Origin of the sequence: Streptomyces sp. NPDC058239, assembly GCF_042882185.1 — a bacterium.
Taxonomy (GTDB): Bacteria; Actinomycetota; Actinomycetes; order Streptomycetales; family Streptomycetaceae; genus Streptomyces.
This window is the reverse complement of sequence record NZ_JBHVWS010000004.1, coordinates 1-17,829: the sequence shown is the minus strand read 5'-3', so window position 1 is coordinate 17,829 and position 17,829 is coordinate 1. Positions and strand designations below refer to the sequence as shown.

At 69.6% G+C, this 17,829-nt stretch carries 21 protein-coding genes and 3 pseudogenes; 11 read left to right on the top strand and 13 right to left on the bottom strand.

The genetic code is table 11. From position 1 onward, the window contains the following. Nucleotides 1-77: 77 nt before the first annotated feature. The gene (locus tag ACFVYE_RS07225; protein WP_383960285.1) at nucleotides 78-1,034 is read left to right on the top strand and encodes an MASE1 domain-containing protein; all 957 of its coding nucleotides are present in this window, start codon (nucleotides 78-80) and stop codon (nucleotides 1,032-1,034) included. A 128-nt stretch (nucleotides 1,035-1,162) separates the two neighbouring features. Continuing rightward, nucleotides 1,163-1,657, top strand: a complete 495-nt coding sequence (locus ACFVYE_RS07220; protein WP_383960288.1) for an SRPBCC family protein — start codon at nucleotides 1,163-1,165, stop codon at nucleotides 1,655-1,657. A 73-nt stretch (nucleotides 1,658-1,730) separates the two neighbouring features. Here the strand turns inward: ACFVYE_RS07220 and ACFVYE_RS07215 are convergent, their stop codons facing one another. Next, nucleotides 1,731-2,846 carry a glycerate kinase gene (locus ACFVYE_RS07215; protein ID WP_383960290.1) on the bottom strand — a complete coding sequence of 372 codons (1,116 nt, stop codon included), beginning with the start codon at nucleotides 2,844-2,846 and terminating at the stop codon, nucleotides 1,731-1,733. Between the two features lie 131 nt (nucleotides 2,847-2,977). On the opposite strand from ACFVYE_RS07215, the gene ACFVYE_RS07210 reads away from it, so the two are divergent. Both ACFVYE_RS07210 and ACFVYE_RS07205 read left to right on the top strand, forming a co-directional pair. Then, nucleotides 2,978-3,472, top strand: coding sequence for an NUDIX domain-containing protein (locus ACFVYE_RS07210; protein WP_383960293.1), 495 nt, complete (start codon nucleotides 2,978-2,980; stop codon nucleotides 3,470-3,472). A 192-nt stretch (nucleotides 3,473-3,664) separates the two neighbouring features. Further along, nucleotides 3,665-4,867, top strand: coding sequence for a hypothetical protein (locus ACFVYE_RS07205; protein WP_383960296.1), 1,203 nt, complete (start codon nucleotides 3,665-3,667; stop codon nucleotides 4,865-4,867). Here the strand turns inward: ACFVYE_RS07205 and ACFVYE_RS07200 are convergent. After that, nucleotides 4,842-5,038: pseudogene (locus ACFVYE_RS07200) on the bottom strand (DUF2191 domain-containing protein). The gene ACFVYE_RS07205 and the pseudogene ACFVYE_RS07200 overlap by 26 nt on opposite strands. Before the next feature lie 68 nt (nucleotides 5,039-5,106). Here ACFVYE_RS07200 and ACFVYE_RS07195 point away from each other — a divergent pair. After that, nucleotides 5,107-5,856 carry an NAD-dependent deacetylase gene (locus tag ACFVYE_RS07195; protein ID WP_383960297.1) on the top strand — a complete coding sequence of 250 codons (750 nt, stop codon included), beginning with the start codon at nucleotides 5,107-5,109 and terminating at the stop codon, nucleotides 5,854-5,856. A 299-nt stretch (nucleotides 5,857-6,155) separates the two neighbouring features. Here ACFVYE_RS07195 and ACFVYE_RS07190 read toward each other — a convergent pair whose 3' ends face one another. Next, a complete protein-coding gene (locus tag ACFVYE_RS07190; protein WP_383960300.1) occupies nucleotides 6,156-6,560 on the bottom strand; it encodes a (2Fe-2S) ferredoxin domain-containing protein in 405 nt (134 codons plus the stop codon). Nucleotides 6,561-6,896: 336 nt separating this feature from the next. Between ACFVYE_RS07190 and ACFVYE_RS07185 the strand changes: the two genes are divergently transcribed. Then, the gene (locus ACFVYE_RS07185; protein ID WP_114247589.1) at nucleotides 6,897-7,481 is read left to right on the top strand and encodes a TMEM165/GDT1 family protein; all 585 of its coding nucleotides are present in this window, start codon (nucleotides 6,897-6,899) and stop codon (nucleotides 7,479-7,481) included. 105 nt (nucleotides 7,482-7,586) lie between these two features. On the opposite strand, the gene ACFVYE_RS07180 is transcribed toward ACFVYE_RS07185, so the two are convergent. From ACFVYE_RS07180 to rpmB, 4 genes are all read right to left on the bottom strand, one after another. Beyond that, complete coding sequence (locus tag ACFVYE_RS07180; RefSeq protein WP_383960303.1) at nucleotides 7,587-8,111, bottom strand: methylated-DNA--[protein]-cysteine S-methyltransferase; 525 nt, start codon at nucleotides 8,109-8,111, stop codon at nucleotides 7,587-7,589. A 20-nt stretch (nucleotides 8,112-8,131) separates the two neighbouring features. Then, entirely contained in the window at nucleotides 8,132-9,604 is a 1,473-nt protein-coding gene (locus tag ACFVYE_RS07175; RefSeq protein WP_383960306.1) for an AlkA N-terminal domain-containing protein, read from the bottom strand. 459 nt (nucleotides 9,605-10,063) lie between these two features. Beyond that, complete coding sequence (gene rpsN / locus ACFVYE_RS07170) at nucleotides 10,064-10,369, bottom strand: 30S ribosomal protein S14 (RefSeq protein ID WP_383960309.1); 306 nt, start codon at nucleotides 10,367-10,369, stop codon at nucleotides 10,064-10,066. After that, on the bottom strand, nucleotides 10,369-10,605 hold the full coding sequence (gene rpmB / locus ACFVYE_RS07165) for a 50S ribosomal protein L28 (RefSeq protein WP_383960312.1): 237 nt from the start codon (nucleotides 10,603-10,605) through the stop codon (nucleotides 10,369-10,371). The genes rpsN and rpmB overlap by 1 nt, the downstream gene beginning before the upstream one ends. A 67-nt stretch (nucleotides 10,606-10,672) precedes the next feature. Between rpmB and rpmG the strand changes: the two genes are divergently transcribed. From rpmG to rpsR, 4 genes are read left to right on the top strand one after another with little or no spacing between them, the layout of a single operon-like run. Next, nucleotides 10,673-10,837: a 50S ribosomal protein L33 gene (rpmG, locus tag ACFVYE_RS07160; protein WP_383960314.1), complete on the top strand. Its 165-nt coding sequence runs from the start codon at nucleotides 10,673-10,675 to the stop codon at nucleotides 10,835-10,837. Nucleotides 10,838-10,867: 30 nt separating this feature from the next. After that, entirely contained in the window at nucleotides 10,868-11,122 is a 255-nt protein-coding gene (locus ACFVYE_RS07155) for a type B 50S ribosomal protein L31 (protein WP_383960317.1), read from the top strand. Next, nucleotides 11,122-12,276: a CobW family GTP-binding protein gene (locus ACFVYE_RS07150; protein ID WP_383960320.1), complete on the top strand. Its 1,155-nt coding sequence runs from the start codon at nucleotides 11,122-11,124 to the stop codon at nucleotides 12,274-12,276. Before ACFVYE_RS07155 ends, ACFVYE_RS07150 begins: the two co-directional genes overlap by 1 nt. 48 nt (nucleotides 12,277-12,324) lie before the next feature. Beyond that, nucleotides 12,325-12,561: a 30S ribosomal protein S18 gene (gene rpsR / locus ACFVYE_RS07145; RefSeq protein ID WP_383960322.1), complete on the top strand. Its 237-nt coding sequence runs from the start codon at nucleotides 12,325-12,327 to the stop codon at nucleotides 12,559-12,561. A gap of 94 nt (nucleotides 12,562-12,655) precedes the next feature. Here the strand turns inward: rpsR and ACFVYE_RS07140 are convergent. From ACFVYE_RS07140 to ACFVYE_RS07125, 4 genes and pseudogenes are all read right to left on the bottom strand, one after another. Beyond that, nucleotides 12,656-13,035 (bottom strand): annotated as a pseudogene (locus ACFVYE_RS07140) (macro domain-containing protein); the annotation flags it as partial. Further along, nucleotides 12,954-13,928 (bottom strand): hypothetical protein, encoded by a 975-nt coding sequence (locus ACFVYE_RS07135; RefSeq protein ID WP_383960339.1) that lies wholly within the window; start codon nucleotides 13,926-13,928, stop codon nucleotides 12,954-12,956. The pseudogene ACFVYE_RS07140 and the gene ACFVYE_RS07135, both read right to left, overlap by 82 nt. A gap of 177 nt (nucleotides 13,929-14,105) precedes the next feature. Next, the gene (locus ACFVYE_RS07130) at nucleotides 14,106-14,870 is read right to left on the bottom strand and encodes an ISAs1 family transposase (protein ID WP_389604473.1); all 765 of its coding nucleotides are present in this window, start codon (nucleotides 14,868-14,870) and stop codon (nucleotides 14,106-14,108) included. Nucleotides 14,871-15,018: 148 nt separating this feature from the next. Then, nucleotides 15,019-15,324, bottom strand: a pseudogene (locus ACFVYE_RS07125) (transposase family protein); the annotation flags it as partial. A 374-nt stretch (nucleotides 15,325-15,698) separates the two neighbouring features. Here ACFVYE_RS07125 and ACFVYE_RS07120 point away from each other — a divergent pair. Further along, complete coding sequence (locus ACFVYE_RS07120) at nucleotides 15,699-16,337, top strand: DUF6262 family protein (RefSeq protein ID WP_389604471.1); 639 nt, start codon at nucleotides 15,699-15,701, stop codon at nucleotides 16,335-16,337. A gap of 113 nt (nucleotides 16,338-16,450) precedes the next feature. Here ACFVYE_RS07120 and ACFVYE_RS07115 read toward each other — a convergent pair whose 3' ends face one another. After that, nucleotides 16,451-17,251, bottom strand: a complete 801-nt coding sequence (locus ACFVYE_RS07115; RefSeq protein WP_389604728.1) for a phosphotransferase — start codon at nucleotides 17,249-17,251, stop codon at nucleotides 16,451-16,453. A gap of 188 nt (nucleotides 17,252-17,439) precedes the next feature. Continuing rightward, the gene (locus ACFVYE_RS07110) at nucleotides 17,440-17,730 is read right to left on the bottom strand and encodes an integrase core domain-containing protein (RefSeq protein WP_389604469.1); all 291 of its coding nucleotides are present in this window, start codon (nucleotides 17,728-17,730) and stop codon (nucleotides 17,440-17,442) included. Nucleotides 17,731-17,829: the final 99 nt, after the last annotated feature.

The window sequence follows — 17,829 nt, the reverse complement described above, 5'->3', positions numbered from 1 at the left end:
CGGCAGGGACGTACCTCGTTCGTCCGCTTCGTCGGCGTGGCGTCGGCGTGCCTGACCGGCCGGTCCGCCTCGACGTGGTGTCTGATGCTGTGGTGGTGGACAGCGCACAGCTCCGGCAGCACACGGCCACGGTCCTGACGTTCCTGGCGGTGGCCGTCTGCTACTTCGCGACGGCCCGTCTGGGGCTGCTCCAGCAGCTGGTGCGCGGCCAGGTCACGCCGCTGTGGCCGCCGACCGGGATCGCGGTCGCGGCGCTGCTCGTGTTCGGCATGCGGATCTGGCCGGGAATCGCGCTCGGCGCCCTCGTCGTCAACATTTTCATCGGGCCTTCCGTTGTACCCGTCCTGGTCATCGCGGCCGGAAACACCCTCGCTCCGATCTGCTCCTACCTGATGCTGCGCCGTGCCGGCTTCCACAACGACCTCGACCGCCTGCGGGACGCGCTGGCGCTGGTCTTCCTCGGCGCACTGGGCGGCATGCTGATCAGCGCGACCGTGGGCACCGGCATCCTGGTCCTGTCGGGGGCACTCCCGGCCGGTGACTTCCGGCCGACCTGGTCGGTCTGGTGGACGGGCGACGCCATGGGCGTCATGGTCGTCACGCCGTTCCTGCTCGTCGTCCGAAGGGCCCGATGGCCGCACGGCGTCGCCCTGCTCAGGTGGGCCGAGGCCGCCGCGCTGGTGGCGTGCACGGTGACCGTCACCCTCCTGGCGACCGACACCTCCAACGCTTCCCTGCTCTTCCTCGTTTTCCCGTGCCTGATCTGGGCCGCCTTCCGCTTCGAGCGGGCCGGCGCCGCGTGCTGCGCACTGGGCGTGTCCATCTTCGCGATCCTCGCCGCCGGCCGGATGACAGGTCCCTTCGCCCTCCACGGACTCCTCACCAACATGATCACGCTCCAGGCATTCAACGGAGCCACCTCACTCACGGCTCTGCTCCTCGCGGCGGTCGTCACCGAACGGAACCGCACATACCAGGAGATCAAGCGACTCTGTGCGCAACTCTCCGAGAAGGTGTCGCAGCAGGACACCTGAATCACTCCATCGGCCGTGCGGAGAGTGCGCGGAACCGTGATCCGAAGCAAGCTGATGGGCGAACGGCACCGCAACGAGGGCAACCGGACGCCGAGACTCGGCGGACGGGCGCCATAAGAGGTGGAGCCATGCCCCATGTGTCTGCGAGCGTCCATGTGTCCCGCCCCGCCGACGAGATCTTCTCGTTCCTCCGGGATCCGCGGAATCTGGCCGTGTGGTCATCGAGCATAGATCAGGTGATCGAGGGCCCGATCAGCACGGAACTCGGCGACGAGTACACCTGCAAGTTCCCGGGCAGGCGGCGGATGCATCGCCTCACGTGCACCGCGAGTACACCGGTCGAGTACCTGGCCTTCCGCGGTGCGCGCATGTGGACCCCGCTGGGCCGCCACTCCCCGGAACTCGAGTTCCGGCTGAGTCCGAGCCGGCAGGGAACGATGGTCAACGTTTCGGTCAAGCCCCATCTGGACGGCGGCATGATCATCCTTGCCCCGTTCGTGACGATGGCGTGGCGTCGTGATCTGCCGGCGGAGCTGCGGTGTCTGGCTGAGCTGCTCGCCGACGGGGACCGTCCCGATGCGGACACTACTGACGGTCAGGGGGCGGCACCCTCTGTGGGGTGACGCGGAGGGTGAGGCGGGGGTGCGGTTCCGGGAAGGGGCTGCTCCTGCCCGCCCTTCCCGGAACCGGGGCGGACTACAGCAGGAAGTCGCGCGCGATCGCCTCGGACGCCCGTTCCAGTAGTGGTCCCGCCTGGGCCATGGAGACCGCGGGGTCCGGTTCCAGGTCCGCGAGGGCGTACGCGCGGCTGATGCCCGCGCCGGCCAGGGCTTCCGGCTGCAGGGCGAGGCGGCCGCAGACCGCCACGACCTCGACGCCCGCGGCACGGGCTGCCGCGGCCACGCCTGCCGGGGCCTTGCCATGGAGGGTCTGCTCGTCGAGCGAACCCTCCCCGGTGATCACCAGCGTGGCGCGTGCCAGCGCGGGGGCGAAGCCGAGGACGTCGAGCATGACCTCGATGCCGGGGCGGAACCGGGCGCCGAGAGCGACCAGCGCCCCGTAGCCGATGCCGCCCGCGGCGCCTGCTCCGGGCAGCCGGGCGTGGTCCGGGCCCAGGACCGACGCGTAGTGGGTGAGCGCGGCATCGAGCGTCGCGATGTCGTCGTCGGTCGCGCCCTTCTGCCGGCCGTAGATCTCCGGTGCACCCTTCGGGCCTGTCAGTGGGTTGTCCACGTCGCTGGCGAGGACCAGGTCCACATCGGCCATTCGCGGGTCGAGGCCGGACAGGTCCGCCTCGGCCAGGTCTGCGAGGCCGCCGCCACCGGGGCCGACGGGCTTGCCGTCCGTGTCCAGGAAGCGGGCTCCGAGGGCGGCCAGCATGCCCGCGCCACCGTCCGTGGTCGCGCTGCCGCCGACGCCGAACACGATCGTCCGGGCACCCGCGTCGAGCGCCGCGGCCAGCAGCTCGCCGGAGCCGTACGTCGTAGCCGTGAGCGGGGCGAACACCCCTGCGGGAAGGTGCTGGAGGCCCGAGGCCTCGGCCATCTCCACCACCGCCGTGGTGTCGCGCAGCGCGTACGCCGCGGTCACCGGATCCCCGAGCGGCCCCGTCACCCGCACCTCGCGGCGCTCGAACCCGGCGGCCACCGCCGCCGCCACCGTGCCGTCGCCGCCGTCCGCCACAGGCAGGGTCTCGACCTGCACCCCGGGGACGACGCGCCGCAGCCCGGCCGTCACCCGCTCAGCGACCTGTACGGCCGTGAGCGAGCCCTTGAACTTGTCCGCCGCCACGAGCACGCGTGCGGTCTCCATCACTGCTCCGTCCGCCACCTTGAATCCCTTGCTTTCGAACAGGCAGTCGCGCCGTCCCGACCCTATCCGCAGCGGATACCCGCTGCCCAGAGCCGTCGTCGCACCGGCTCCGCTCCTACTACGCTGCCCGCGTGACCACCACTGATTACGCCACTTACATCGCGGGACTCCCCAAGGTTCTCGCTGCCGCGGCCACCGTGTTCCGGGACGTCCACGGGCGGGTGCTGCTCGTCGAGCCGAACTACCGGGACGGCTGGGCGCTGCCCGGCGGAACGGTCGAGTCGGACGAGGGCGAGAGCCCTCGGCAGGCCGCGCGACGCGAGACGGCCGAGGAGATCGGTCTCGATCTGGAGCCGGGACGGCTGCTCGCGATCGACTGGGCACGCGGCCCGAAGCGGCCACCGATCGCCGCGTATCTGTATGACGGCGGAGTGCTGGACGAGGCGGAGTTGAAGGCGATCCGGCTGCAGGAGGAGGAACTCCTGTCCTGGGAACTGGTCGAGCGCGACGACCTCGACCGCTATCTGCGCGGCGGTCTCGCGCTGCGTCTGAGGGCGGCACTGGATGTGCTCGATTCCAGCAGCGGTGCAGTGGAGCTGGAGGACGGCCGCCCGGTGGCCGGCTGACGTGCGCGCCCGCTCGCGCCCCGCACCCACCACCCGTCACGTATAGCCCGTATTCCCTTTGTGTCCCGTTGCCTTGACAGGGCGTCAGCTGATAGTCCGGTCGACAGCTGCCGGACACCCGAGTTCATGTGTCATTTGTCCGCAGTGCACGCTCGACCGGCATCATCCGAACTCCACGACAGCGGAGGGATCATGCGTACGCACACGGGACACCTCGGCGGGCTGCTGGCCACGATCGTCGCAGCGTTCGCCTGTACGGCAGTTGTCGCCACGGCGTCGACCGCGACCGCGGAGCCTGCGTCGGCCCCGGCCGCACACCGCAAGGTGCCGCTGTCGGTCGACGGCGGCGCGTGGCAGTCGGGTCATGTCCAGGGCATGGCCATCGACCGCCGCAAGGGCTTCATGTACTTCTCGATGACCAACCTGCTGGTCAAGACCGATCTCAAGGGCAACCCGGTCGGCTCGGTCACCGGATTCACCGGTCATCTCGGCGATCTGGACTTCAACGAGAAGGACGGCAGGGTCTACGGCTCGCTGGAGTACAAGGAGGCGAAGTCCTTCTACATCGCGATCCTCGACGTCGACCGCATCACCCGGATGGACATGGACGCCCAGTCCACTGGTGTCGTGTCGACCGTCTATCTGAGGGAGGTGGTGAAGGACTTCACCGCCGATATGAACGGCGATGGCGTCTTCGACGGCGACACGGCCGATACGCCCGATCACCGCTACGGCTGCAGCGGCATCGACGGCGTCGCGTTCGGCCCGGCGTTCGGCGACCGGCGCGGCAACCGCGGTGAGCGGAAGCTGACGGTCGCGTACGGCGTCTACGCCAACACGGGCCGCACGGACAACGACCACCAGGTGCTGCTCCAGTACGACGTCACACGGTGGAAGAAGTACGAGCGCCCGCTGACCGAGTCCGCCCCGCACACCAGCGGCCCCGCACGCGTCGACGGAAAGTTCTTCGCGTACACCGGAAACACCACGTACGGCGTGCAGAACTTGGAGTACGACGGCCACAGCGGCAACTGGCTGATGGCCGTCTACAAGGGCACCAAGCCGGGCTTCCCCAACTACTCGGTCTTCGCGCTGGACGGTGCGAGGAAGCCGGAACGCGGCCCCGTCCTCGGTCAGCAGAGGCCGGAGCGCGGTCTGCTGCTCCCCCTGCTGCGCGACGGGGCGCACGATGCGGCGACCGGCACGTACGGGTGGCCGGTGCCGGGGCAGTACGGGCAGTACGGGCTGGTCTCGCTCGACGACGGGCGGTTCTATGTCGCTCGGAGCGGCACGGTCCAGGACGGCGGCGTCACCAAGCAGACAGCCCGCGCCGTGCTGAACACCTGGACGGGCCGGACCCCGTCACCGTTCAGCCCTGTCGGTCCTGCGGCTTGACGTCCACCTCGCGCAGCGACTCCTCGCGCGCGGCGGTCCGCTTCGCTGCGGTGGCCGCGCGCGATGCAGTCGCGCACGACGAGTTCGAGCGTCCTGCGGGCTGCCGACGCCCGCGAGCACCATCGCTTCCACCACGGGTTCCGCATCGAGACCTGCAGTGACCACGGCCATGGGACGGGACCATGGCACCGGGTGAAATGACCTCGCGGGAGACGGCCGGCGCTGCGTACGCTCGTGCCATGACTCTCGTCGCGATCCTCAGCGGCGCCGGTATCTCCACGGACTCCGGCATCCCCGACTACCGCGGGCCCAATGGGCTTTGGCGCAAGGATCCGGAGGCCGAGAAGCTTGTCACGTACGACTTCTACATGGCCGATCCGGAGATCCGCCGCCGCTCCTGGCAGATGCGCCGCACCAGCGCGACCTGGGGCGCGGAGCCGAACGCGGCCCACCGGGCGGTGGCGGAGCTGGAGCGGTCCGGCACCGCGGTGCGGGTGATCACTCAGAACGTCGACGGTCTGCATCAGCGCGCCGGTCTGCCCGCCCGCAAGGTACTCGAACTGCACGGGAGCGCGCGCGAGACGGTCTGCACCCGCTGCCATGCCCGCTCCCCGATGGCCGAGGCGCTGGCCCGGGTGGAGGCGGGCGAGGCCGACCCGCCGTGCACCGTCTGCGGCGGCATCCTGAAATCGGCGACGATCATGTTCGGCGAGCGGCTCGATCCGGTGGTACTGGGCGAGGCGATGTCGATCGCCAAGGCCTGCGAGGTCTTCATCGCAGTCGGCACGACGCTGCAGGTGCAGCCCGCCGCCTCGCTGGCCGGGATCGCGGTGGACAACGGGGCGCGGCTTGTCGTGGTGAACGCGGAGCCCACACCGTACGACGAACTGGCCGACGAGACCATCCGCGAGCCCATCGGCACGGCGCTTCCCGCTCTGCTGAAGTCACTGGCCGCAGGCCCGGACACGGGTACGGGCTCCAGGGGCTGAGTGGTCGCCACGGCCGAGGAACGCTCAACCCTGCCGCAGTGGCGACGATCGAGCCGGGGGCGAAGGCGGGCTGTACGGTCCCCCGCAGGACCGAAGCATGGTTGCTGTGGCCCGCCGGGCACACCCTGACCTCATGTTCGACGAGGGGTCGACGACTGCCCCGGATCCGGCGGACGGCAGCCTGGCCGGTGCCCTCGCCCGGTACTCCCTCGTTCACACCCCGCCGGAGCAACTGCCGGACATTGCGCAGCGGCGCGGCCGACGGGGCGGTGGACACGGCCCGATCCGAAAGAAACGCCCTAGTGATCGAGTTCCTGCTGTATACGGCGCGAGGGGCGGAACGTGTACAGGTCGAGGATCTCGGGTGGGTCCACCAGCCCCGGGCCGCCCGCCTCGACCCAGGCGGCGATGTCCGTCACGGCGTCCGGGTCGTTGACCAGCCCGAGCCAGACCGGGCGGCCGCCCGCCCTGCGCCCCTGGGCGGAAGGCTGTACGACGATGACGTTGGCCTGCTCGCAGGCGTCCAGGCACTCGACAGCGCGGACCGTGGCGGCCTCGCCGAGTGAGCGGCGCAGCTCGGCGAGCTGACCGGCGTGGTCGACGTCCGGGATCTTCGGTGTCCCGCAGCAGCAGCCGCGGCAGACGCTGACGGTGGGGCGGGGCGTGCCCTGGGCGGGGTCGGCCTTGCGGGTACGGCGGCTCATACGGGGACGCCTCCGGTGTCGGCGCGGATGATCAACGTGGGACTCTACCGATCACTTCGCCGGATCGAACACCTGCACTCCCCCGTCGGCCGGTGAGGTAGAGTGGATGGCTGCGAAGGGGAGTAGCCCCGCAAACCGGTCGTCGACACACTGGAGCCCCCGGGTTCCCGGTGGCCGGGCCCGTAGTTCCTTACGGGCGGGCGAGACCTTCGGTCAGGTATGACGCGCCCGCGCCCCGTGGGCGCTGACGTCATGCCGGGCCGAGTGGTCCTCCGAAAAGCCCGAGTGGCGCTTCGCGAAGGCCCGGGGCCCGGCTCCTACAGAAAGCCACCCGGAATGCACCTCGACCCCCTGGCGATCCTCACCGCCTTCGGGCTGATCTTCCTCGCGGAACTCCCCGACAAGACGATGTTCGCGTCGCTTGCCATGGGCACCCGTATGCGACCGCTGTATGTCTGGTTCGGTACGTCGTCCGCCTTCATCGTGCACGTCGCCATCGCCGTCGGGGCGGGCAGCCTGATCGGGCTGCTGCCCGACTGGATCGTCAAGCTCGTCTCGGCGTCCCTCTTCGCGTTCGGGGCGTTCATGCTGCTGCGCAACGGCGGCGGCGATGACGAGGAGGAGGGCGGCACCAAGACGGTCACCGGCTTCTGGCCGGTCTACTCGACCGCATTCATGGCGGTCTTCATCAGCGAGTGGGGCGACCTCACCCAGATCACCACGGCCAATCTGGCCGCGAGCAACGGCACCTGGTCCACCGCGATCGGGTCCGCGGCCGCCCTGATGTCCGTCTCGGCGCTGGCGCTGCTCGCGGGGCGCTTCATCGCGAAGCGGGTGCCCCTCAAGACGGTTCAACGGATCGGCGGGCTCTGCATGCTGGGGCTGGCGATCTGGACCCTCGTGGAGATCTTCACCGGCTGACGCCTCCACCGCTGCGGCGCTGCTTCGGCTTTTTCGTGTGTGGCTTCCGGACGGGCTCGGACCAGGTCTTCCGAGCCCGTCCTCGCGTTTCTCGCACGGGCGGCGTCAGAAGAGTGCCGGGGTGTCGTCCTGCGTACCGTTCTCGAAGGCCAGCAGCCGCTGCTTGCGGTCGAGCCCGCCGCCGTAGCCGGTGAGGCTGCCGGAGGCGCCGATGACACGGTGGCAGGGGACGATGATGCCCACCGGATTCTTGCCGTTGGCGAGGCCCACCGCGCGTGAGGCGCCCGGTTTGCCGAGGAGCTCGGCCAATTCGCCGTACGAGCGGGTCTCGCCGTACGGAATCAGCTGGAGCTGCGCCCAGACGCTGCGCTGGAACGGGGTGCCGTCCAGATGCAGCGGCAGGTCGAACTCGCGCAGTTCACCGGCGAAGTAGGCGTCGAGCTGGCGGATCGTCTCCGCGAAGGGGCGTGGGTCGAGGTCGCCGAAGGTCTCCTCGGGCGGGCGGTGCCGCTGGTCCGTCATATAGAGGCCTGCGAGGACTCCGTCAGTGGCCACGAGAGTGAGCGGACCGTACGGGCTGTCGACGACCGTGTGCTGCCGGGTCACGTCACGCGTATGTGTCGCGGTCATGGATGAACTTCCCAACTTGCTCATGCGGGCAGGTGGTTGATGGGGTGATCGTCCACGGTCCAGAGATACTGGACCGCGTACGCCCGCCAGGGCCGCCAGGCCGCCGCGCGGGCGGTGAGCGCTGCGGGTGTCGACGGGAGGCCCAGTTGCTCGGCCGCGCGCCGGATGCCGAGGTCGGTGGGGAGGAAGGCGTCCGGGTCGCCGAGCGCCCGCATCGCGATCACTTCGACGGTCCAGGGGCCGAAGCCGGGCAGGGCGGTCAGCTCGGCCCGCGCCTTCTCCCAGTCGGTGTCGGTGCCGAGTTGCAGTGTGCCGTCGGCGAGTGCGCCGACGAGTGTGGTGAGGGTGGTGCGGCGACTGCGCGGCAGGGCGAGCTGTTCGGGGTCGAGCGCGGCAAGGGCCTCGGGGGTCGGGAAGAGATGGGTGAGGCCACCCTCCGGGTCGTCGACGGGGAGGCCGTGGGCGGTGACCAGGCGGGCCGCGTGGGTGCGGGCGGCCGCGGTCGAGACCTGCTGACCGAGCACCGCTCGTACGGCGAATTCCGCACCGTCGACGGTACGCGGCACCCGCCGGCCCGGCGCCTTGTCGACCAAGGGGCCGAGCAGTGGATCGACGCGCAGCTGGTCGTCGACGGCCACGGGGTCGGCGTCCAGGTCGAGCAGCCAGCGGCAGCGGCTGATCGCGAGAGTGAGATCGCGCGGATCGGTGAGGGAGAGCCGGCAGGCGATGTGGTCGGGGTGCGGGGTGAGGGCGACGATGCCGTGTCCGTAGCGGAGGGTGAGCGTGCGGCGGTAGGCGCCGTCGCGCCACTCCTCGACGCCGGGGACCGCGGTCGCGGCCAGGTGCCCGAAGAGGTTGGTGGGGTTGAGCGGGGCCCGGTACGGCAGTCGCAGCGCCATCACGCCCGGAGTGGGCGACGGTGTCGCGGACCGGGCGGCGCGGCTGCGCAGCTCGCCCGGGGCCAGTGCGAAGACCTCGCGGACGGTGTCGTTGAAGGTACGGATCGAGGAGAACCCGGCGGCGAACGCGACCTCGGCCATGGGGAGCCCGGTCGTCTCGATGAGCAGACGCGCGGTCTGGGCGCGCTGCGCACGCGCCAGGGCCAGCGGGCCGGCGCCCAGCTCGGCGAGCAGCTGGCGCTCGATCTGCCGGGCGGAGTAGCCCAGCCGGGCCGCAAGACCGGGGACGCCTTCGCGGTCGACGACGCCGTCCCGGATGAGTCGCATCGCACGGGCGACGGAGTCGGCACGGGCGTTCCACTCCGGGGAGCCGGGGCTGGTGTCGGGGCGGCACCGCTTGCAGGCCCGGAATCCGGCCTGCTGGCAGGCGGCGGCGCTGGGGTAGAAGGTCATGTTCTCGACCTTGGGCGGCACGACGGGGCAGCTGGGGCGGCAGTAGATCCGGGTGGTCAGGACCGCCGTGAAGAACCAGCCGTCGAAACGGGCGTCCTTGGACCGGACGGCCCGCACGCAGCGCTCGGTGTCGGTGTGCATGGTTCAAGGATCGGTCACCGGGCTCCTGCGGGCTGGCGAAAATCCGACATCAACCTTGCGCTGCCAGGACCTCTTCGAATTCATCATCTCGCGAACAAAACAGACGGGATCGTGATCGACCTTGAGCAGAATGACCCAAAGGGCGATCAACGAGCATGGACAGCACCCTGCTGGTCCTCTCCGGACACCCGGCCCTGGAGTTCCGGTCGCCGGCGCAGGACAGACAGCCGGGTGCGGAGTGTTCGGAGGAACCGGTCCGGTTCGTCCTCAGCAAACAGGGCCGGCCGGTGGTCTCGGGGCAGGAGATCTTCCTGCCGCCGCGACCCGGCCGGACGCGCAATGGTCACCGGCGCCGAGGACGACGGCCGAAGCGCGGCCCCCTCCGGGCCGGGTGGCCGGCCGGCCGCACCCCTCCCGCCGGGGATCACGACCGACCGCCACCCGTCACGAACGACCGGGTCACCAGGAGGACTTGGTGACTCCGGGGAGGAATCCGGCATGGGCCTGCTCGCGCATACGGACGCGAGAAAGCCCGAACTTCCGCAGATACCCCCGCGGCCGCCCGTCCACGCCGTCCCGGTTTCGCACCCGGGTCGCGCCGGCGTCGCGCGGCTGGCGCCGGAGCTCGTCCATGGCGGCGCGGCGTTCGGCATCCGTCGAGGACGGCCGACGGATGACCTCCTTCAACTCGGCGCGGCGGGCGGCATATCGCTCGACGATCTCCTTGCGCTTCTCGTTCTGCGCGATCTTGCTCTTCCTGGCCATCAGACCTTCACTCCCCTGGCACGGATACGGGCGACGGCCGCCTCGATCCCGATGTTGTCGATGGCCTTGATCGCCTTGGCGCCGAGCGTCAGCCGGACGCTCCGGCCTTCGCTCGGCAGCCAGTACCTCTTGCGCTGAATGTTGGGGTCGAAGCGGCGCGAGGTGCGCCGGTGCGAGTGGGAGATGTTGTTGCCGAAGCCCGGCCGGGCGCCGGTCAGTTGGCAGTGGGCGGACATGGCGCTACCTGCTTCCCACGGCGGACCGCTTGTTGGAAATGGAAATCATTGCCATATAGTAGCGCCCATGGCTCGCAACGAACTACGCCCGGTCATCAGGCTCCGCTCCACCGCAGGCACCGGCTACACGTACGTCACCCGTAAGAACCGCCGGAACGACCCGGAGCGCACGGTTCTGCGCAAGTACGACCCGGTCGCCCGCAAGCACGTCGACTTCCGCGAACAGCGCTGACCGCCCCACCCCACCCAGAAGGACACCGTCATGAAGCCCGGAATCCACCCCGCCTACGGTCCCGTCGTCTTCCGCGACAAGGCCGCCGGCTCCGCCTTCCTCACCCGTTCCACCGCGACCGGCGACAAGACGGTCGAGTGGGAGGACGGCAACACCTACCCCGTCGTCGATGTCGAGATCTCCTCCGCGAGCCATCCCTTCTACACGGGCGCTGCCCGCGTTCTGGACACCGCCGGACGCGTCGAGCGGTTCGAGCGCCGCTACGGCCGACGGGGGGCGAAGTGATGCGGGACCAGGCCCGGTTGCCCGTCGTGATCGTCGGCGGCCTGCACTCCGACGCCCGCAAGGAGGTCGTGGACCGACTGCTGCGCATCGTCCCCGGCAGCGTCGCACTCCACCACGATCTGTCCGCCGCCACCAAGGGCACCGTGCGGCGCCTCGTACGGGACGCATCGGGTGAGCTGTCCCACGGCGACGCCCCGCTCGTCGACGACTGCGCCTGCTGCGCGCTGCGCGAGGATCTGGTCCCCGAGCTGGAACGGCTGGCCGGCAGCGGTCCGACCCGGCTGGCGATCGTCGAGCTGTGGGACTCCGTCGAGCCCCGGGCGATGGCCGAGGCCGTCGTCGCGCACGGCGGTCACGTACTCGAACTCACCAATGTGATGACCGCCGTCGACCCCGCGCTCGTGCTGCCGTACCTCGGCAACGGCGACGACCTGGCCGAGGCGGGTCTCGCGGCGGCCACCACCGACCGGCGAACCGTGGGAGACACCTGGGCGCGACAGCTGGAGTACGCGCCCGTGCTCGCCCTCGTCGACAACGAAACGGCCGACGACGAGGACCGCGCGCTGCTCACCCAGCTCCACCCGACCGCACGTCAGGTGCCCGCCGGCTCGGGCGAACTCGGCCGGCTGGCCTTCGCGGGCTTCGACGTGGAGACGGCGGCTGCGGCCCAGCACCCCGCCTGCGCCCTGCTGCCGCAGGAGGCGGACGAGGCCGGGGTCGCCACGCTCGTCTGGCACCGCCGCCGCCCCTTCCATCCCGAGCGGCTCTACGAGGCGCTGGAAGACCTGTGCTGCGCTGCCGCGCGCAGCCGGGGCCGGTTCTGGCTCGCCGACCGCCCCGACACCCTTCTGGCCTGGGACGCCGCCGGTGGTGCGCTCTGTGTGGAGAGCGCAGGGCCGTGGCTGGCGTCCCTGCCGGACGCGGCCTGGGACATGGTGCCTCCCATGCGCAGGGTGGCGGCCTCGCTCGACTGGCACCCCGAGCACGGCGACTGCTGCCAGCACCTCGTCTTCACCTCCCCCGGCCTCGACCGCGACGGGCTGGCCGGACTCCTCGAATCCTGTCTGCTCACCGACACCGAATACGCCGCAGGACCCGAGGCGTGGAAACAGCTCTCGGCCCCCTTCGACTCGCTCCTCGACCCGGTTTCCTGACCCCGCACCGAACGCGGCGGCGCAGCCCTCATCTCCAAGGAATGTCACATGGCACGACGCAACGATCCCCACAAGCCGCTGAAGTCCCGCCCCAATCCGCTGGACACGGCCGAGATCACCTACATCGACTACAAGGACACCGATCTGCTGCGGAAGTTCATCTCCGACCGCGGCAAGATCCGCAGCCGTCGCGTGACCCGGGTCACCGCACAGCAGCAGCGGCAGCTCGCCCGGGCGATCAGAAATGCCCGCGAGATGGCCCTGCTGCCCTACGCGCACAGGTGACAGCGCATGGGTGCGTGCGTTCGCCGGACCCGCCCCGGCCCGTCGGACGCACGCAGCCTCCTCGCGTCAGTGCCCCGCGTACGCGGCGCGCCCATCAGCCCTGTGCGGCGAGGACCTCTTCGAACTCCGCATACGCATGCGCGTCGAACAGCACGAACCGCACCTCCTCGACGGGCAGGGCGGCCTCCTCCAGAACTGTACGGACGGCGATACGCGCCCCGTCGTCCATGGGCCAGCCGTAGATCCGGTCGAGATGGCGGGGAAGGCGACGGTGCGTGCCCCCAGCTCCGCAGCCACACGAAGCGATTCGCGGTAGCAGGAGGCGAGGAGCGCGGACCGGTCCTCGGCGCCGCTCCAGACCGGCCCCACGGTCTCAAGCGTTGACCCACAGTTCACGCAGCCAGTGCTACTGCCCGAGTCCCCGTGTCGAGAGGGAACGTGGCGACCTCCCCTGCGTAAGTCTTCAACTCCGCCGTACGACCATCCGAGGCGATGACAACCGAGACGGTGTCGGGCGCGGGCCGGCCGTGGGATCCGTCGAAGCGAAGCTCGGTCATTTGCACAGGCGCCGGGAAGACATCGCCGTACTCGAATCTCACGCCGCTCACGCCGACATAGACCTTGGCCCCCCAACTGATCAGCTTCTCGCGCCGCTCAACTGGCTCCGCAGCGTCCCACCAGGCGGCGTACGTCAGCGCCGGACATTGGCAGCCCATCCCTGGACAGCCGCTGAGGTGGGCCTGCACATCCACCCAGCGCTTCACGGGCTTGGTGTCCGGCGCCGTGGTCAGGGCCTCACGTTCCGTCGCTACCTCGCCAAGGTGGGCGGCGTACTTCACGGCCGACAGGCGACCTGCCTTGAACTCGGACTCAAGCTGCGTCATGCGACCGTCGAGGATCGCGACCCGTATCGCCTTCGAATCGTCCGCAACCGTCTTCTGTTCTTGAACGGGGAGATGGCCGACCTGGAACTTGAACGCCGCTTCAATCAGCGCATACAGCTCCTCCGCTGGCCAAGTATGGCCTTCACATCGACCCAACCCTTTGGACGGCCGTCCGTTGCATCTGATGCGGGTCATCTTGCTTCGCGAACGAGCAGTGCCATCGCCTCCCTTCATCCAGTACAAGGCTGGCCACTGCGCTGCACCGGGACCATCGCAGAATACGAAGCCACGAATCGGAGACGGATTCCTTGGTCCCTGCGTCTTCCTCACCAGGGCGATGACCTGCTGCAGCTGCAGCCACTCGACCTCCGTGAGGACGGGCTCCCCTAGCATGATGGGAAAACCGTCGGGATGCCGCACCACCGTTCCGTCAGCCCGTACATATTCGCCAAGCAACGAGCGCGATGACAGCACACGCATCACAGCCGTCGCTCCCCATCGAGCCCCCCGGGGCTTGGCTTTGTCGCCTTCCAGACGAGTCCGGTTCCCTCCGTCGGCGGTTCCCGCTCGAATCCGGGCGATGTCGTTACTCGTCGGAATTTTCCCAGCGTTCAGCCAGTCGGCCAGGGCTCCGTCGTTCTCGCGATCGGTCGGGAATGATCACGTGAGTCCGAGGGTCGCCAGTGGCCGGGTCATGTCCCGCGCGTGATGGCGCAGGCCCTCGGCGATGTTGTCCCGTCCGGCCAGTCGGAGCGCGCCGATGGCGAGGTTGCGCAGGGAGGCCATCGCCCGTGGTGCATTGCCGGTCCGGACCCGTGAGGCGTCCTCGCCGAACGTCACGTCCCTGACATGGTGCTCACGGTTCTCGATCGCCCAGTGCCCGCGAACGCGTTCTGCCAGGTCGGCTGGTGCCGCCTGGTGGGCCGTCAGGCTGGTGATCGCGTAGACGCGTTCGAGTGTGACCTTGCCGGTGCGCACGGTGCCCCGCCTGCGGACGATCTGCAGGGCCTGGTCGGCGTGCGGGAACGGCAGCCCGGGCACGGTGACGGCCTTCAGTCGGCGGATCTCGTCACGGCCGTGAGCCGCGGTGCGGGTGCGGTCCATCAGCGGCACCTCCTTCCACGGCAGGTTCTTCACCAGCACGTGGAGAGTCGGGTGGTTGCCCTTGAGCACGGCGATGTAGTGCGCGCCCTTCTCCTCGACGAGGAACCTCGCATGGTCGGTCTGGGTCAGCAGCGCGTCGAAAGTGACCACCGCGCCGGTCAGGTCCAGCGGGTCCAGCAGCGGCCGGAACGCGGTGATCTCGTTGCTCTTGGCGTCGACCTCGCGCTGAGCGAGCACGACGCCGTCGCCACGCAGCGCGGACAGCAGGTGGACACGGCGGCCGTCGGCGCGGACAGCGCCGCGCACGGACTTGCCGTCCACCGCCGACCGCCGCCCGCACCGGGCGGGACGGCGAGTGTTCGTCCTGGCCGGCGGCGCGGGAGTCGTCCGCACGGGCGGTGAGCCGGCTGCCGATGGCCTCGTCGAGCGCGTCGCCGTCGATACGCTGCAGCACACGGCGCACGGTCGCCTCGCTGGGCGCCCGGTAGGGCCGTTCCGGATCGCGCAGCATGGCCCCGCAGTGGAGAAGCAGCCGGTCAGGGGCGTCGGCGGCCCACTCGGCGATCGCGGTCAGGGACTTCGCTCCGGCCAGGACCGAGCAGGCGGCCAGGGCCAGAACGTACGCCGGCGGGTGGCGCTGGCCACGGCAGCAGCGCGGGTCGGGCAGACAGCGCAACCAATCCAGCAGGCCGGGCAGTTCACCCCGACGGACCGGAGGAGAACCGGCGAGTTGACCCAGCCCGGCAGGTACAGGAGATGATGACGCGGCAGGCACGGTCTTCCGTTGTGGTGATCAGGGAACTCGACACTCCATGATCACTGGGAGTCGTGCCTGCACGTGCACCTACCGAACCGCCACATTACGGCCGAGTCGGGGTATCAGACCCAGACCGACTACATCGGGCCAACCGCGAGAACGACGGAGCCCTGGGGGGCATCCGACAGCGCGACCGCGGACTACTTGCACGACATCTTCGAACCCACGGCCCGCGCAATTGACGGCCTGGAAAAGGCCCTCAAAGCCGTCGGTCTACTCGATGAGGCCCTCGCACTCGATCTCCGCCGGCCACAGGAGTACTTCGGCCGTGTCTGGGCCACCGCCTTCCGCGCTCAGGAACTAGCCCAACACGAGACGGACGGGACCGCAGCATGAGGCCCACCGTGCCCGAGGCTGCCATCGCCGCTCGCAAGCGCCAGAGCGAGGAGAAGCTCGCCTGGGTCGAAACTGCGATCCGCCATCTACGCCGCGAGCGCGGGCGTCTCACTGTCAAGGCGATCGCTCAGCGCGCGGGCGTCTCCGCCACGTTCCTCTACGAGAACGCCGGCGCCCGCGCCCTCGTGAAGAACGCTGTCGCCGACAGCCGCAGCCGCCATGACCTGAAGAACCAGCACGAACACGATCGCGTTGAGGCCACCTGGCGCGAGCGCGCACTCAACGCCGAGGCGGAGCTGGCCCGAGCCCAGAAGGAGGTACGCACTCAGCGGCAGCGCATCGGTGAACTCATGGGTGAACTACGCGACTTCGACCAGATGGTCCCCGGCGAGTCGGTGCAGGCTCTCACCACCGAGAACACCACCCTCAAACACCGGGTCAACCAGCTCACACTGGAGCACCGCAGGCTCCAAGAACGACTCGAAGGTGCCCGCTCCAACCTCCGCTTCGCCGACAAGCGCATCGCGGACCTCGAGGTTCAACTCCTGGAACAGGACCCCTCATGCACCCCGCCCCCGATTCCGCCGCAGTCGCTCTCGACCGCCAGACGATCCACGCCCTCGCGTCGGTCATGAGGCAACTGGAAGCGTTCCTCGACGAGTGCGACGGGGTCGTTTCTCATGGGCCACCGAGGACGAACGCGGCACCAAGAACGCCCGGTGAGTTTGTCCACGAACGTCCGGGCCGGTCAGTTCAGCAGGGCAGCCGTGAACGTCTTGCGGTGGTCCACCAGCCAGGTCTGCATGCGGTCCCAGCGTTCCCATCCACCACGCTCGGCCAACGCCTCGAGATAGGCAGGGTCTCCGCCGGCCACGCGGCGGGCGACGAAGGCCCGGCAGACCTCCGTGGCCTGCTCGATGACGCAGGGCAACTTGGCGCGGTCCCCCTCCGAGAGGCCGTAGCTGTCGGCAAGAATCCGCAGCCGTGCGGCCGCATCCAGCCCGGGGGGATAGAAAGCGGCCGCAGACCCGGGATCGAGCATGGGCACCCAATAGCGGGCAGTCATGGCGATGTCCCAGAGGGCACGGCCCGGGGCCGCCAAGTCGAAATCGATCACGGCCGCGGCACGACCGTCGCGGAAGACGACGTTTTCCGGGCACACATCGTTGTGGCACAACATCGTTCCTCCCTCCGGGTCGGCAAGGTCCGGGGGCCACTCGGCACGGGTGTCGACCGCGACGACCGCGCTGGTCTCATGCAGACGCCGCAGCAAACTCCCCACGGATTCGAGGGCAGAGTTCGTCATCGCCCAGTCCGGGAACGGCGGCAGAGCCACGTCGCCAGGGATGAAAGTCAGCTGCTCACGGCCATCCGCGGTGAGACCGACAGGGCCCGGCGCCCCGTCGAAGCCGTGCTCCTTCAGCGCAAGGAGATAGGCATGCAGGGCGCGCGCGTTGCGCGGTGCCGGTCGCTCCACCAACTCCCCCCGGCGGAAGACCGCCCCCGCGTTCACCATCCCGCCGACCAGCGCCTCGTCTTCAGCCGTCATGAGGATCACGCTATCGCCAGATCGACCCCGCGCGGGCCGGGCCGCAAACTCGGCACAAACAAGCGCCCAAGGCTCACACGCAAGATCGGGGCCACCCAAGCTATGCCTGTCAGGGACACAGCCCAGGGGACCCCGGGAGCCCCCCAACTGAGCTGTACCGAGTCTCGTAGCGGCCGGTTTGTGTGGTTTCAGGCGGCGTTCGTGGTCGCCTGGGATCGGTAGTGCTGGGCCTCGAATTCCTCGGGTGGGAGGTAGTCGAGGGCGGAGTGAATTCTCTCGGTGTTGTACCAGCCGACCCATTGGACGACGTCACGTTCGACCTGGTCAGCGTCCTGCCAGGGTCCTTGGTGCTCGATCAGCTCAGCCTTGAACGAGCCGTTGAGGGCCTCGGCCATGGCGTTGTCGTAGCTGTCTGCGACGGAGCCGACGGACGCTGCCGCGCCAGCCTCCAACAGCCGCTCGCCGTAGTGAATCGACACGTATTGGCCGGATTCAACCGGTCGTTGCAACACCAGCTTGTTGAAGCAACTGTAGCTGCTCGTTGAACGCCTCGGCGGGCGTCTTCCAACCGAGCGTCT

Coding starts and splice junctions, on each gene's coding strand:
- rpmB (WP_383960312.1), bottom strand. CDS start 10,605: ATGTCCGCCCACTGCCAACTGACCGGCGCCCGGCCGGGCTTCGGCAAC.
- ACFVYE_RS07180 (WP_383960303.1), bottom strand. CDS start 8,111: ATGACCGCGACACATACGCGTGACGTGACCCGGCAGCACACGGTCGTC.
- ACFVYE_RS07115 (WP_389604728.1), bottom strand. CDS start 17,251: ATGACGGCTGAAGACGAGGCGCTGGTCGGCGGGATGGTGAACGCGGGG.
- ACFVYE_RS07120 (WP_389604471.1), top strand. CDS start 15,699: ATGAGGCCCACCGTGCCCGAGGCTGCCATCGCCGCTCGCAAGCGCCAG.
- ACFVYE_RS07155 (WP_383960317.1), top strand. CDS start 10,868: ATGAAGCCCGGAATCCACCCCGCCTACGGTCCCGTCGTCTTCCGCGAC.
- rpsR (WP_383960322.1), top strand. CDS start 12,325: ATGGCACGACGCAACGATCCCCACAAGCCGCTGAAGTCCCGCCCCAAT.
- ACFVYE_RS07195 (WP_383960297.1), top strand. CDS start 5,107: ATGACTCTCGTCGCGATCCTCAGCGGCGCCGGTATCTCCACGGACTCC.
- ACFVYE_RS07215 (WP_383960290.1), bottom strand. CDS start 2,846: ATGGAGACCGCACGCGTGCTCGTGGCGGCGGACAAGTTCAAGGGCTCG.
- ACFVYE_RS07175 (WP_383960306.1), bottom strand. CDS start 9,604: ATGCACACCGACACCGAGCGCTGCGTGCGGGCCGTCCGGTCCAAGGAC.
- rpmG (WP_383960314.1), top strand. CDS start 10,673: ATGGCTCGCAACGAACTACGCCCGGTCATCAGGCTCCGCTCCACCGCA.
- rpsN (WP_383960309.1), bottom strand. CDS start 10,369: ATGGCCAGGAAGAGCAAGATCGCGCAGAACGAGAAGCGCAAGGAGATC.
- ACFVYE_RS07220 (WP_383960288.1), top strand. CDS start 1,163: ATGCCCCATGTGTCTGCGAGCGTCCATGTGTCCCGCCCCGCCGACGAG.
- ACFVYE_RS07150 (WP_383960320.1), top strand. CDS start 11,122: ATGCGGGACCAGGCCCGGTTGCCCGTCGTGATCGTCGGCGGCCTGCAC.
- ACFVYE_RS07185 (WP_114247589.1), top strand. CDS start 6,897: ATGCACCTCGACCCCCTGGCGATCCTCACCGCCTTCGGGCTGATCTTC.
- ACFVYE_RS07205 (WP_383960296.1), top strand. CDS start 3,665: ATGCGTACGCACACGGGACACCTCGGCGGGCTGCTGGCCACGATCGTC.
- ACFVYE_RS07190 (WP_383960300.1), bottom strand. CDS start 6,560: ATGAGCCGCCGTACCCGCAAGGCCGACCCCGCCCAGGGCACGCCCCGC.